Source organism: Bacillus sp. UNC437CL72CviS29, from assembly GCF_000482345.1.
Lineage (GTDB): Bacteria > Bacillota > Bacilli > Bacillales > Bacillaceae_G > Bacillus_A > Bacillus_A arachidis.
The window spans coordinates 1-13,557 of the sequence record NZ_AXVB01000038.1 but is presented as its reverse complement, the minus strand read 5'-3'; the positions used below and the strand labels follow the sequence as shown (position 1 = coordinate 13,557).

General features: G+C 29.8%; 16 protein-coding genes. 13 read left to right on the top strand and 3 right to left on the bottom strand.

The window, feature by feature from the left end; translation table 11 throughout:
- Positions 1-654: 654 nt before the first annotated feature.
- Positions 655-831 (bottom strand): hypothetical protein, encoded by a 177-nt coding sequence (locus M014_RS29385; protein ID WP_155924358.1) that lies wholly within the window; start codon positions 829-831, stop codon positions 655-657.
- A 198-nt stretch (positions 832-1,029) separates the two neighbouring features.
- Between M014_RS29385 and M014_RS0120665 the strand changes: the two genes are divergently transcribed.
- The 11 genes from M014_RS0120665 to M014_RS0120615 all read left to right on the top strand — a co-directional run bounded on the left by M014_RS0120665 (position 1,030) and on the right by M014_RS0120615 (position 10,693).
- Positions 1,030-3,249, top strand: a complete 2,220-nt coding sequence (locus M014_RS0120665; RefSeq protein ID WP_026593390.1) for a peptidase domain-containing ABC transporter — start codon at positions 1,030-1,032, stop codon at positions 3,247-3,249.
- Entirely contained in the window at positions 3,242-4,555 is a 1,314-nt protein-coding gene (locus M014_RS0120660; protein ID WP_026593389.1) for an HlyD family efflux transporter periplasmic adaptor subunit, read from the top strand. The genes M014_RS0120665 and M014_RS0120660 overlap by 8 nt, the downstream gene beginning before the upstream one ends.
- 231 nt (positions 4,556-4,786) lie before the next feature.
- On the top strand, positions 4,787-4,987 hold the full coding sequence (locus tag M014_RS0120655) for a hypothetical protein (RefSeq protein WP_026593388.1): 201 nt from the start codon (positions 4,787-4,789) through the stop codon (positions 4,985-4,987).
- A 227-nt stretch (positions 4,988-5,214) separates the two neighbouring features.
- Complete coding sequence (locus M014_RS0120650; RefSeq protein WP_026593387.1) at positions 5,215-5,700, top strand: CPBP family glutamic-type intramembrane protease; 486 nt, start codon at positions 5,215-5,217, stop codon at positions 5,698-5,700.
- Positions 5,701-5,732: 32 nt separating this feature from the next.
- Positions 5,733-5,861, top strand: coding sequence for a hypothetical protein (locus M014_RS30380; RefSeq protein WP_269321452.1), 129 nt, complete (start codon positions 5,733-5,735; stop codon positions 5,859-5,861).
- 175 nt (positions 5,862-6,036) lie between these two features.
- Positions 6,037-6,621, top strand: a complete 585-nt coding sequence (locus M014_RS0120640) for a MarR family winged helix-turn-helix transcriptional regulator (RefSeq protein WP_026593386.1) — start codon at positions 6,037-6,039, stop codon at positions 6,619-6,621.
- Positions 6,622-7,845: 1,224 nt separating this feature from the next.
- Positions 7,846-8,397: a DUF3967 domain-containing protein gene (locus M014_RS0120635; protein ID WP_026593385.1), complete on the top strand. Its 552-nt coding sequence runs from the start codon at positions 7,846-7,848 to the stop codon at positions 8,395-8,397.
- A gap of 547 nt (positions 8,398-8,944) precedes the next feature.
- On the top strand, positions 8,945-9,853 hold the full coding sequence (locus M014_RS0120630) for a WXG100 family type VII secretion target (RefSeq protein ID WP_026593384.1): 909 nt from the start codon (positions 8,945-8,947) through the stop codon (positions 9,851-9,853).
- 29 nt (positions 9,854-9,882) lie between these two features.
- Positions 9,883-10,077 (top strand): hypothetical protein, encoded by a 195-nt coding sequence (locus M014_RS0120625; protein ID WP_026593383.1) that lies wholly within the window; start codon positions 9,883-9,885, stop codon positions 10,075-10,077.
- A gap of 28 nt (positions 10,078-10,105) precedes the next feature.
- Entirely contained in the window at positions 10,106-10,390 is a 285-nt protein-coding gene (locus M014_RS27345) for a DUF4176 domain-containing protein (RefSeq protein WP_035415579.1), read from the top strand.
- Positions 10,391-10,411: 21 nt separating this feature from the next.
- The gene (locus M014_RS0120615; protein WP_026593381.1) at positions 10,412-10,693 is read left to right on the top strand and encodes a hypothetical protein; all 282 of its coding nucleotides are present in this window, start codon (positions 10,412-10,414) and stop codon (positions 10,691-10,693) included.
- 468 nt (positions 10,694-11,161) lie between these two features.
- Here M014_RS0120615 and M014_RS0120610 read toward each other — a convergent pair whose 3' ends face one another.
- Positions 11,162-11,473 (bottom strand): hypothetical protein, encoded by a 312-nt coding sequence (locus tag M014_RS0120610; RefSeq protein ID WP_026593380.1) that lies wholly within the window; start codon positions 11,471-11,473, stop codon positions 11,162-11,164.
- 63 nt (positions 11,474-11,536) lie between these two features.
- Between M014_RS0120610 and M014_RS0120605 the strand changes: the two genes are divergently transcribed.
- Positions 11,537-12,772, top strand: coding sequence for a hypothetical protein (locus M014_RS0120605; RefSeq protein WP_026593379.1), 1,236 nt, complete (start codon positions 11,537-11,539; stop codon positions 12,770-12,772).
- A gap of 17 nt (positions 12,773-12,789) precedes the next feature.
- Positions 12,790-13,089: a hypothetical protein gene (locus M014_RS0120600; RefSeq protein WP_026593378.1), complete on the top strand. Its 300-nt coding sequence runs from the start codon at positions 12,790-12,792 to the stop codon at positions 13,087-13,089.
- Between the two features lie 86 nt (positions 13,090-13,175).
- Here M014_RS0120600 and M014_RS0120595 read toward each other — a convergent pair.
- The coding region (locus tag M014_RS0120595; protein ID WP_026593377.1) for a tyrosine-type recombinase/integrase at positions 13,176-13,557 on the bottom strand (382 nt) is incomplete at its 5' end.

The following is a 13,557-nucleotide window of genomic DNA, read 5'->3' as shown; positions in this document are numbered from 1 at the left end:
CTTGGTGTTATATGTTTTTAGTTTCTTACTTGTTTTATAAATACTATACAACTACACTAGTGGAGTCTTGCCTACAGAGGTAAGGCTTTTTTGTTGTACCTGGGGTGAATAGACTATACACAATACCTCTCAGACTCCTTTTTGAAAGTAAATTTCTATTTAAAAGTTTACTTTCAAAAAGATAGGAAATCGAGCGAAGCGACAACCGTTTTAGGACGAAAAAATGAAATTTTGAGACCGGAAAAACGGTAAAGGTTGTAGGAATCTCTTACCAAGTCAAAAACGTAGTTTTTGGGGTTTGTCATGACAAACCCGTAGCTTGCCCTTTCCTTTTCTTTTAGAATTCTATGTCTTAATTGTTATTTTGTTCTTGATTACAAGAACGTTGGTATTTGGCGATGAAAGATGGTTGATATTAAGCCATCTTTTATTTTTTATAATGAAAATGAAAGTAATCTTTTATTTAAAAGCTAACTTAGAGGTATATATATAAAATTTGATAAAAGATAGAGATAAGATTTTATGTTGTTAAAGAGGATAAAGACTGATATGCATAAGTGATTCAATATTTTTAATTAAGTTTTGTTTTTATCTTTTTGAATATAAAAAAAGAAAGAATTCTAATTTTAGAATCTTTCTTTTTTGTAAATTATATTACCATTTACCCCATGGTGATCCATGTTTATATGAACTGTCTACTTTTCCAGCTTTTGAATAATCATGTTTATATGATATCCCTGTTGGGAGGGGTCTCCAATTCCAACCTCCACCTTCAATTTTTTCAGTTTCTTCTTTTGTTAAAAATTGCATTTTTTTTGTGTTTAATTTCATAGTATTTTCCTCCTAAATAATTTATAAAATAGATCTTTGTAGATAGGAATCTTGTTAAGATAAATTATTTATCCTAATATTACGAATATTGAACATTATAATAACATTATATATTATAATAAGATTATATTAAATGTTTATTTTTAGGAAAAGCAAAATTATTAAAATAATAGGGATTTTAGTAAAGGGGTTTTGGTTTTGTTTGGTAGGAAATTTCCACTTGTTATACAACATGATTTAAAAGACTGTGGTCCTGCATGTCTTACAATGATTTCACGTTATTATGGTTTAACTATATCTATATCGAAAATAAGAGAAATAGCAGGGACAGATTTAGAAGGAACGAATGTAAAAGGTTTGATAGAAGCTGGAGAAATATTAGGATTTGAAGTAAAAGGAGTAAAAACAACTGATTTAGATGTATTAAAAGAAATTCCATTACCAGTTATTGCACATGTAGTATTAGATGGTGGTTTTTTACATTATGTAGTAATTCATAAGATAAAAAATAATAAAATTTATGTTGCAGATCCTGGGAAAGGTTTTACTATATATTCATTTGAAGAATTTAGTCAAATATGGACTGGTATTCTTGTATTAATGGTTCCTAGACAACAATTTCAAAAAGAAAATTTATCTCAAAGTACTTTTTCTCGTTTTTTTTATTTATTGAAACAGCAAATAAATTTATTATTACCGCTGTTTTTTGCTTCTATTATTTTTAATTTATTTGGTTTGTTAGGAGCATTTTATTTTAAATTTTTAATTGATGATATTGTTACAAATCAATTGATGCAAACACTTCATATTATATCTATTGGAATAATCATATTATATATTTTTAAAGTTTTACTTTCTTATTTTCGAACTCATCTAATTTTATATTTAAGTAGGAGAATAGATATTCAATTAATGCTTGGATATTATCGTCATGTGGTAGGTTTGCCAATGAATTTTTTTGAAACAAGAAAAGTTGGGGAAATTATTTCTCGTTTTATGGATGCAAGTAAAATACGTGATGCATTATCAACTATAACAGTTACATTAATGATTGATACATTAATGGTTATATTAGGTTCAATTTTATTATATATGCATAATTCGACTTTATTTGGAGTTACATTATTATTAATTCCTTTTTATATAGCTATTATTTTTGGATTTCATAAGTCATATCAAAAGATTAATAGAGAAGAGATGGAGAGTAATGCAAAATTAACATCATATTTGGTAGAATCTTTAAATGGAATTTCAACGATAAAATCTTATAATGCTGAAAAAGAAGCGTTTTTTCAAACAGAAAGTCGCTTTGTAAATTTATTACGACATGTATTTAAAAAAGGAATGCTTTCTAATTTACAGAGTTCTATTAAAATGGGGCTTGAATTAATTGGTGGTGTAATAATTCTTTGGATTGGTTCTGTACAAGTTTTAAAAGGAAATATGACAATTGGGGAATTAATTACATATAATGCGCTTTTAGCTTATTTTTTAAATCCGATTGAAAATTTAATAAGTATTCAGCCTACTATGCAATCCGCGTTGGTTGCTGGAGAAAGGCTAAATGAAATTTTTGATTTAAAGTTAGAAAAGGATGAATCTGAATATAATAAAGTTTCTTTAAAACGGTTATCAGGGAAAATTGAGTGCTTGAATGCTACATTTCGTTATGGAACTCGTAAAAATGTATTAAATAATATAAGTTTTTCAATTGAACCAGGTAGTCAAGTGGCTTTTGTAGGAGAAAGTGGTTCTGGAAAAACAACAATTTCTAAATTGTTAATGAATTATTATGATATTCAGCAAGGTGATATATATTACGATGATTATCATATTAAAGAGATAAATCGAACTGTATTACGCGATCGAATTGCGTATGTTTCACAGGAATCATTTTTCTTTAGTGGATCTATCTATGATAATTTGAAGTTTGGTCTAGATCGTACAGTTACATTGGAAGAAGTTATTCAAGTATCTAAACAAGTTTATGCTTATGAGTTTATTAGTGAATTACCATTACGTTATGATACTTTGTTAGAAGAAAATGCTTCAAATTTATCAGGAGGCCAAAGACAAAGGTTAGCCATTGCAAGAGCTTTGTTAAAGAACCCAGACATTTTAATTTTGGATGAGGCAACAAGTAATTTAGATTCTACAACAGAAAAACACATTACAGACATGTTAAAAGAATTAGGTTTACAAGGAATAACAGTGATTATGATTGCTCATAGATTGAGTACAATTCAACATGCACAACAAATTTTTGTAATGGAAAAGGGAAATATTATAGAACGAGGTTCTCATGAAGAATTACTATTCCACAAAGGTGAATATTATCGTCTTTGGAAAAACCAAACAGTTCATGTAGAACATGTGGAATCACAATCTTATGCAATGCGAGGTGGTCAATATGAGTAAGATTTATTCTTTTGATCAATTAACAGATAGTGTGGAGTTGTTAGAAAGAAAGCCTCCGCGTTTTATTGCTGGATTACTATGTTTTCTTTTTATGACTTTATTAGGATTTGTGATTTGGGCATATGTTGGAAAGTTAGATATCGTGAGTAAGGGAACTGCAATGATACAAGGTAAATCAGATATAAGTGTATCTAGAACTCAAACTGTAGGTATTGTAGATACTGTTGCTGTCAAGTCTGGAGATGAAGTGAAAACTGGTGATATTTTGGTTCAATTAAAGTATCAGGAATTAACGGATAAGCAAAATCAAACGGATCAAATTGTTCAACATTTAGAACGACAAAAATGGATGTTAGAACAATTAAAACAGAGCATTCAATCTCATCAATTATCTTTTTCTGATGAAGTAGATAAAAAAATAAGAGAAGAATATAAAGCATATGAGCAAGGTTATCAATCCTTACAAAATGAAAAAGAAACTGAGATAAAAGATATAGAGAATAGTAAGCTGACAAATGAACAAGACGAGGTTTTACAAGGATTGATTGCCGAAAAAGAAAGTGTTCAAAGAGAGATACAGTCTGTAAAAAAACAAACAAAGAAAGAAAGCCTTTTAGAGGAACAAAAACAATTACTAGATGATAAAGTAGATTCTTTAGAATCTCAACAAAATAGTGTTGAAAAGCGAATTCAACAACGAAAAGGAACTTTAGAAAGTGAAAGAAAAAAAGTTGATAGCACTAGAGAGAGCAAACAAAAACAAAAAGAAGATGCTTTAAATCAATATAAGGAAAACACTGTTATTTCAGTTAATCAACGAATTCAATCTCTAGAGCAAGAGATATTTGTAAAAAAACAAGAATTGGACGGATTGCGTAATCAAAATAAAACGACAACTATAAAAGCGCAAAAGGATGGGATTGTACAATTTCCTTCTATCATACAACAAGGTGATTTGGTTGATCCCGGTCAAGAGATAGTTTCAATTATTCCTAAAGAAGATGAGAAAAAGGTAAAAATTTCACTTCCAGTTGAGGAAATAAAAGGGATTAAAAAAGGAGATAAAGTACAGTATTCATTTAAATTAAAGAAAACAGATAAACAGATAGGGATAGTAACGTACGTATCGGCACATCCTATTTTTGATAAGGATTTAAAAACTTATGTATATGAATTAGAAGCAACGATTGATACAAAAGAATTAAATGAATTACATACTGGAATGATAGGTAAAGCCTCTGTAGTGACAGGAGAAGAAGCAATTTGGAAATTTATATTAAGTAAGTTGAATTTTATCTCTATTTAGACGGGATAGGGGTACCACCTATATTTTAATGTTTTTTTATATCGAATTTGTTTAGCGTAGTTTTTCGTTAAAATGTAGGTGGTATGGTGATAAAAAGATTAATGAAATCCCATCGAGTATTTTTATTTGTGGGAAAATAAAAAAAAATCTATATTTTTTAAAATTTATATAAACAAATATAAAAATTCATGGTAAAATAATTAATGAATATATTAATTGGGAGGTTTTTTCATGAAATTAAATGAAGCAAAATTTACTGTTCTTACTGAAAAGGAAATGGAAACAAATGGAGGGATTTGGCGTCCTATCGTTCCTGTTGTTACAGCTGCAAAACAATGTTGGGACAATGGTTATTGCCGTGAAAAAACATATGGTGGTTATGGTCGAAGAGATAGTCAATATAAACATGGAGCTCCATATGGAAAATGGTAAGCTTTAAAAGGTTTTAAATAAAAACAGGATTCATTTATATAAATAAATGAATCCTGTTTTTATTATTTATGTTATATATTTTTATGAATAGTTAATTGAAAACGTGTAACATAAATAATAATCAAATATTTATATTTTCTAATAAATGATTTTTATGCTAATATGATAAAAAACTTATTATATAAATTTAACATTTTAAAATGTTTTAGTGAAAGGAGATATAATCATTGATAAAAACAATACATAAATTTTTTTGGGATTTGCGCCCAGTATCATTTATATTAGTTATGTCAATTTTAACTTTTTTAGTTACTATACCATTTACTTTATTGTTACCAGAATTGCAAAGTCATCCTTCAAATAATGAATCTATATATTTACAAATTTTATCGGTTATAATTATAGCTCCTTTATTAGAAACCTTAATTTTTCAAGTTTTTTTATTTTGGATTCTTCGTTTTATCCCTTGGATTCGAAAATATGATATATTAATTATTTTAATTTCATCAGTAATATTTGGTTTAAATCATCCATTTGGGATAACTTATATAATATGTACTGCAGTAATAGGAATTTGTTATAACTATGCTTATTGGATATATTATAAAAAAAATGAAAAAGCATATGTTACGATGTCTGAATTTTGGGTTGTATTTTGGATACATGAAATACATAATATAGTTGCTCTTTTGTTACAAAATTTGTTGTATTAATAAATTGAATTATACAAAGGGAGATGGGATAAATGAAAACACATGAAATAATCACTGAGATACAAGATGGCTATGATGGTAATCCTAGTCAAGATGCTCAAGTTTTTATTTTATTTAGTTTTTTACTATTAGTATTTAAGTTTTTAAGACCAACAAAGTAATATATTTTTAAAGAAAGACCATAAAAAATCCCCTTATGTTATAATTGAAAGCGACCAAACCATCAATTAGATAAGGGGATTTTTATGCTTGTATTTATTTTTAATTTCTATAAGAATCATAGCATAAAATGTTCCTCTTCTCTAGTTGAAAATCTTAGAAAAGAGGAGAAAGTTTATGTCAAAGCTCGTCAATTTAGAACAAGCTGAAAGGAATTCAAGATTGAGAGATATTGAGAATTCAAAGATTTTGTCAGAAGAAGAGATGTATTTAGCAAATGAACTTCAAGCAAAAGCTAATTCTCATGGAATGAAGTTAGTCCCAGAACGAAAAGTAAAGAATAAAGCTAAATTTGCTCAAATCATTCAAGAGAATTGGTTATATCTTATTCAAAATAATTATTTGAAAAACGAAGAAATTATGTTTTTAAACAAAATCATTGGATTTATAGGTTTTCGTTCTAATTGTATTGTTCATGATATTAATGCAAAAGAACAATTACCTATGACTCAAACTGAAATAGCAGAAAAAATAGGTTCTAGTAAAAATACAGTTAGTAGATTAGTAAAGCAATTAATTGAAAAAGGTCTAATTGGACGTTTTGAATCCGGTAGAGATGGAATTAATGCTAGAATGTATGCATTGTACATAAACCCTAATGTGATTCTTTGTGGAGATCGTGATAATATTAATCAAACATTACAAACCATGTTTATAAGAAAACCAAAAGAATTAAAAAATTTACCAATAAAATTAGTGTAACCTGTATGAATTTCATACAGGTTTTTTTATACCTTTATAGTTATCGAATTCGATAACTAAAGTTATCGAATTCGATAACTTTAAAAAAACTTAAATCCCTTGATATTACTGACTTTTTTCTGCTTTTGTATGCTTGTCTCTTCTCACTCTCTATATAGGGGGCTAAAAGTTCCGCAAGGAACGGGTCGTATTTTCTTTCGTTTCACTTCAGAAAATCTCCACCCTTTTCGCTTTGCTACATCCTTGCAAAACTTTTTTCGGCTCGAGTTTTGGCGGCACCAAGCCGATACATCCAAAAGCAGTTAAAGGATTATCGGCTTAAATTTGCTATTATACGAGCCGAACCGCTAGTGGTTCGGTTTAAAATTTCACTTACCAAATTAATAGAATACGTTATATGTGGGGTTTCGTCCCCACACGACGAACCAGCCTCAACCCCAAAAGCAAACGAAAACCTTCATTTAAAACCGTTTATTTTGTTTTTTAAGCGTTTATTTTTATTTTCATGACAAATAATATTATTTTAGATTTTCATTCTTTAAAACGGATTTTGAGTCGTTTGAATGATATCTATCGTTTTATTGTTATCTGTTTCTAAAGTATTATTTTGTATTTACTTAATTTAGATGAATCTTTTTTAGTATTTTAAAGTAATGTTTGATTGCAAGTTATAAAAAATATGTTGTCTACAGTAGGTGCACATTTGGTGCTATGAAGGTACCTTGTGTAAACCTCGACTCTACTTTTAACGAAAAATACGTGTAATTAGAAAATTTTGAGTCGACCGTGAGTGCACATCTTGGAAATTTTCGTGTACCCACGTTTAAGCTAGGCTCTGCCTAGCCCCAACCCCTAGTTGGGCCCAAAAACCCCTTATGCTCTTCTCTCTTTTTTGATTCAGAATTTCCAATTTTATAAAATGACTTGTTTTTAACTGAATTTTATTATGTTAAAAAAATAAGAATGTGATTTTGATTGTGGTTTGTTGTAAGGTTATTAGAAAACTTTTTGTGGCACAGCTAAGATCTTTGCTAAATGAAGTATAAATTGGAGATATGAAAAATTTCGTTATTTTCATATGACAGAAGGATATAAACCTTAGTAGAATGAATTAGTAAAAACCTAGGTTTAATACTTAGGTTTTAAGATTGATTTTTTTTGGAAATAACCCTTGATATTAAAAATATTTAGGTTTTTATCTAGGTTTTAAAGGTGGGTAAAAAGATGGATAAAAGTGAATACCTAGGTGGAGAAAACCCAGGTTATATAGCTATGACTGTTAAAGAAGTTGCATTATATTTAGATGAATCACCAAATGTTATAAGGAATTGGATGAAAGAATTAAAGACATATATTTCTTTAGAGAAAAATGAGTCAGGTTACAATATTTTTGATGAAAAAGCTCTTGAGCAAATGAAGATAGTTAAGCAATTACATCGAGAACAGAATTATTCAATAAAACAAATTGAACATTATTTTGCTACAGGTGGAGAGAGTATAAAGCCTGTTCCTAGTAAGGAAGTTGGAGAGATTTTAGCTGAAGAATTAAAAGCATTAAAAAATGAAGTTAGTAAACTTAGAGAATATAGTGAGAAACAAGAAGAATTTAATAAGTTGTTAATTGAACAATTACAAAAGCAACAAGATTATATTGATAATAAGTTAGAGAAACGGGATCAGAAGTTGCTTGAAACAATTCGTGAAGTACAAGAAACAAAATCATTAACAGCATCTACGGAATCAAAAGGATTTTTTGCGAGATTATTTAGAAAATGATTTTTTGAGATTTATAATCTGAGTCCTGACGTTTATGCCGCGAAAGTTCCTTGACGATGAGGGGAACCCTCATGCAAACTCGCCAGAGGTGGCCCCAAAAGGGCGGTTTTTGCCCGCTGGGGTTAGCTTTGGGAGTTTGAGGGTTCGGAGGCTCGTGGTCAAGGGAACCGTGGAATAAAAAGCGAGGACGGACGACAGAATTCAGCAAAGACAAATGTCTTCGTCAAGATTCGTGGTTCTAATGTTAGAAAAAGACGAATAAGAATAGAACATAATTACAAAAGGAGCCCTAAAGAGTAAGAACATATTAATATGTTCTTACTCTTTAGGGCTCCTTTTAATTGATTATTTTTATGTGTGATTGATTGTAGATGTATATTATTACGTTACGTGAAATTATTTATATAATATATTATAAAGAATACAGAATTAGGCTAAAAATCCCACAATTTTATTTTTATCTTGATTTTTTTGAAGAATTAACCAATTATATTAATGAAGAATTTAAATATTTTTATTGATGATGTGAGATAAGGGGGGGATATAGGTGACTGAAATTAAAATTAAACCAGAAGAGTTAAGGAATAAAGCGAATAGTTTTAAACATGCTGTTTCTGAATCTACAGATCGACATACTAGAATTCTTGGCGAACTCTTAAATCTTCAAATGCGTTGGATAGGTGCTTCAAGTTTATCTTTTTATAATGATTTACCTACATTAAATAAGGGTCATGAATCTTATGTTAAGGTTTTAACTAATATAGAGGATGAGTTAAATCGTATTGCTGAGAAATTTGAAACTACGGATGAGAATTATGATCCTGTTTCTGAATCGTTCAATAAATTTATGAAGACGACTACTGATTCATCTGATCATTTGAAAATTAAGGAATCTGGTGCGGTAGTTGGAAATCCAGATAAAGATGATAGTACTTTTGCTAGTGTGTTAAAGTATGAAACAGATATACAACTTCCTAAAAATGTGAATGCTTTTTTTAGTGATTTAACATCTATGGATAAAATTGGTGGAGAGGCTAAAGGTGCACTCGTAGATGCTGGTTTTAAAGCAGGAGATTTTACGATTCATGAACAGTTGCTAAGAGGTGAAGCTAAAGTTCAATTTGGTGGAGGCATAGGTGGAGAAGCAAAGATTGCTGGTACTTTTAATGATATTGGTGTAGATCATGAATATGGGAAATTACATCTTAAACTGGGAGATGCTGAAGCTGGTGTTGTGGCTAAGGATGGTTACTATGGTTTTAGTGCAAAAGCTGACTTAGCTAAGGCTGAGGGAGAAGTTAAAATACCGTTACCTTTTACTGATTGGAAAGTAGTTGTTGGTGGAGAAGCAGCTTATGGTAGTATAGGTGGAGAGGCTAAATTTGGATTAAAAAATGAATTAAGTCTTGGACTTGGTATTGGTTTGGGAATAAAGTTTGGTGTAGAGAAAGGTTAAAATGTTGTATTTATAAGGAGGAAGAGTTTTTGCTTTCATTGCAGGTATTTAAAAAGATTTTAATCATTTTTGGTTTTATTGCTGTTCCTTCTAGTTTATTAGCCCTTTGGTTTGGAGCAGATGCTACTTTTAAAGAGAAAATGATATTATCTCTAATTTTTGGTATAGTGATGCCACTAGCTTTCTTTATTTTTTATAAAATCACATCTTTATTTTTAAAGTAGTAATTATTTTATTTAGGAGGAGTTTTGTATGGAAAATATATATACACCAAAATTACCAATTGGAAGCGAACTATTACCAATTGGTTCTGTAGTTCTTGTAGAAGAAATTAATCAATCTCTTATGATTTATGGAAGAAAACAACAACAAGCTGATAATAAATTATGGGATTATGTTGCTTGTCCATATCCTCATGGTAATTTATCAAAAGAATATAATGTGTTTTTTAACCATAACCAGATTGTTCATTTATTATTTAAGGGTTTTGAAACAGAGGATGAATTAGAATTAAGAGATAAATTATCTGAGTTTTAGTGAAAATGGAGAATGTATTATATGATTTTAGGAATTTCATATTTTGATATTTTTTGTATTGTAATGATTGTCTCGTTTTTTTTCATTTTTTGGAGATTGAATGTATGGTATAACAAGAAACATAATGTTCCTAAGGTTTTTCATTGGTTTCCTAGAAAATGGGGTAAAAGAAAAGTTTCAGAGCATTTATCACAATTAAATGAAAAATTAGCGTCTGAAGGTAAAGGTATTTGGGTTACAATCTATGCTATAGATTTATATATTGTGACCATTCCTTATACAGTCAAAAAATATAAATCTTAATACATATATAGTCAAAGAAAAGACCTTTTAATTAAAATGAAAGGTCTTTTCTTTATAAATTTTCATTAATATTTAAATTTATAAAAAGAAATGGTATCAATTTTGGAAGTGATTTGCTGAGTTTGAGTGTTTATGCCGCGAAAGTTCTTTGACGATGAGGGGAACCCTCATGCAAACTCGTCAGAGGGGCTCAAGAAGGGCGTTTTTTGCCCGTTGAAGTTGACTTTTGGAATTTGGGGCTCGTGGTCGTCAAGGGAATCGTGGAATAAAAAGCGAGGACGAACGCCAGGACAGAGCAAAGACCAATGTCTTCGCCAAGATTCGTGGTTCTACTGTTAGAAAAAGGCGAATAAGAATATAGCATACATACAATAAGGGAATGCAGTACAGATCAGTATACAAGCATTCCCTTGCTATTAGTATGTTATTTTATTGATTTGGTTGTTGAGAGTTTTCTGTTGACAGTGATTATTTTTCTCCCGAATACGCGATTTCATAATTTTGAATTTTATTTACTACAACGTAATGTTTTTTTGGTTTATTATTTTTATCATATCCTGAGACAGTAATATAACCTTCGCGTTCTAAATGTTCGATTTTAACATCAGTTACCACAAAGTCTATATTTTTTTCCTTTTTCATATGTTCTATGGAAACTTTAGCAGCTTTTTCTTTTGTTATATTTTTATTGTGAATAATTAATGAAGTACATCCTATGGCTAAAATTATAATTGCTATAATGATTGAAAATATGATATTTTTCTTTTTAAAATTACCCATATTTTCCCTCCTAAAATTATTTTATAATTTATACTATAAATCTTTTTTAGGGAGATGGAAACCATGGGTAGTTCAGTTAGTGATGAAGCTCTTGTTCGTTTATCAGATGCTAGTTATATAGATAATTCTAGAGTTGACATAAAAGTTGGGGATCATTTAGAAACTTGGAAACGTGTTGAGATACCTACTTCTATATCATTACATAATCCTAACAATAGTTTTGATGTAACTATTTATAAAAATGATGAAACAAAACAAATTGTTATTGCTTATCGTGGTTCACAAGAGGGACGAGATTTTTATGACACGGATGCTTTCGATGTATTTGGGGGACGTTTAAGGAAAAATCAAGAAAGCTTAGATAAGATGAATGCATTAGATATCTCGTCGCTTCCTTTAACTGAGCAATTTAACTTTGCTGCATCTAGAGAAAGAGCTCAAAAAATTATTATGGAAAGTCAATTTACTAATGCTGATGTTTTAACGAAAGAGGTAAAGAAGTATATGTCAGATCCTGAAAATGGCCTAGAGGGGTATCAGCTTACATTAACTGGTCATTCTTTAGGTGGTGGTTTAGGTGAATATGCAGGGGTTATGAATAATGTGCCAGCTGTAAGTTTTGAAGCTCCAAATGTTATTGATTTATTACCTAAAGATAAAAAGGAAAAAGCGTTAAGGGGAGAATATCAAAATCTGATTACAACTTATGGAAATCCCAACGATACAGTATTTACAGGATTTAAAGGGAATGATAACACACAAAGAGGTCGTATCGGACATTTGTATTATACGGATAAGCCTAATGCTAAAAATAATAATTTAATTCATGATATAAGTCGATTTAATCCATTTTTATCATCCTTAATGACCGGTTACAATATGTCGAGGATTGTCATGACAGGTGCGGGACCGAATTATCATTCTACGGGTAATTATTCTTATGATAAATATGGTTTATTCAATATGCCAAATATGTATGATGGAGAAACTGGCCAAAGGCTTTTATCTTCTCCTCGTGCAGGTGAAATAAGGATTCGTCTATCAGTAGAAGAGGTAAAGCAAATTACGCGGAATTTAAAAAGAGAAATAGAAGATATAAATCAAAAGCTTACTGGAGCAAGTAATAAAATAATTAATGTGTTAAACGAATCACCAGCTAGTGTAGATGGAAATTTAATTAACACGATAACTTATGCTGTTTATGGCTTTCAAAGAAGTTATATGGAGCCAGTTCGTTCAGCAGCGGACTTTATAGATCAACAAGCGGATAAATTCAAACAAGTAGATACTAAGAGCTAACGGAAGGGGAGGATTGTATGAAGAATTATGATGTTATTAATCATGCCGTAGATGTATTAGGCGCACAAAATGATTTAGTGAAATGTATATCAGATTTAGAGAATCATAGAAAAAATTTAAGATCTATAAAAACGGTTTTAGCTGATAGATGGGATGGAAATACTTCAAAAGAAGTTGAAAGAAGACTTACTGAGTTGGAAAGCGAACTTGCTTATAGAATTGATGCTTTTAGAAATATAGAAGGTGATTTAGAAAAGTATAGAAAAGCAGTCGAAGGTCTATCAAATCAATTTATGATGATGGGGCCAAAATATTGAATAGAGGATGAATATTTTACTCTATTTAAAAGTAGCCTTTTGAAAATAAAAAAGCACCTTAAGTTAGATGCTTTTTTATTTTGGAATTAAATAAGAAATGTATCAAGTACATTATCTTTTTCTTCTTTATTGATTCCAATATATTTAAGGGTAATTTGTGGAGTGCTATGATTCAGTATTTCTTGCAACATAGCGACATCTTTTGTTTGTTTATAGAACCAATAGCCGAAGGTTTTGCGCATAGTGTGGGTTCCAATGGATTCTACACCGGCGAAATCTCCGGCTTTTTGCAATTGTCGATAAGCCTGAATTTTACTAATCGGTTGGTTTCCTTTTCGAGATGGAAGCAACCAGGTACTTTCTAGTGTTTGAGCATAGGAATAGATTTCATCAAAAATAGAAGTGAGATTAATCATACGTTCCTTCTTTGTTTTTCCCTCTTTGATTTTGAATTCCTTTCTTTTTTTT

Coding starts and splice junctions, on each gene's coding strand:
- M014_RS29385 (WP_155924358.1), bottom strand. CDS start 831: ATGAAATTAAACACAAAAAAAATGCAATTTTTAACAAAAGAAGAAACT.
- M014_RS0120660 (WP_026593389.1), top strand. CDS start 3,242: ATGAGTAAGATTTATTCTTTTGATCAATTAACAGATAGTGTGGAGTTG.
- M014_RS0120655 (WP_026593388.1), top strand. CDS start 4,787: ATGAAATTAAATGAAGCAAAATTTACTGTTCTTACTGAAAAGGAAATG.
- M014_RS30380 (WP_269321452.1), top strand. CDS start 5,733: ATGAAAACACATGAAATAATCACTGAGATACAAGATGGCTATGATGGT.
- M014_RS0120640 (WP_026593386.1), top strand. CDS start 6,037: ATGTCAAAGCTCGTCAATTTAGAACAAGCTGAAAGGAATTCAAGATTG.
- M014_RS0120635 (WP_026593385.1), top strand. CDS start 7,846: ATGGATAAAAGTGAATACCTAGGTGGAGAAAACCCAGGTTATATAGCT.
- M014_RS27345 (WP_035415579.1), top strand. CDS start 10,106: ATGGAAAATATATATACACCAAAATTACCAATTGGAAGCGAACTATTA.
- M014_RS0120615 (WP_026593381.1), top strand. CDS start 10,412: ATGATTTTAGGAATTTCATATTTTGATATTTTTTGTATTGTAATGATT.
- M014_RS0120610 (WP_026593380.1), bottom strand. CDS start 11,473: ATGGGTAATTTTAAAAAGAAAAATATCATATTTTCAATCATTATAGCA.
- M014_RS0120605 (WP_026593379.1), top strand. CDS start 11,537: ATGGGTAGTTCAGTTAGTGATGAAGCTCTTGTTCGTTTATCAGATGCT.
- M014_RS0120600 (WP_026593378.1), top strand. CDS start 12,790: ATGAAGAATTATGATGTTATTAATCATGCCGTAGATGTATTAGGCGCA.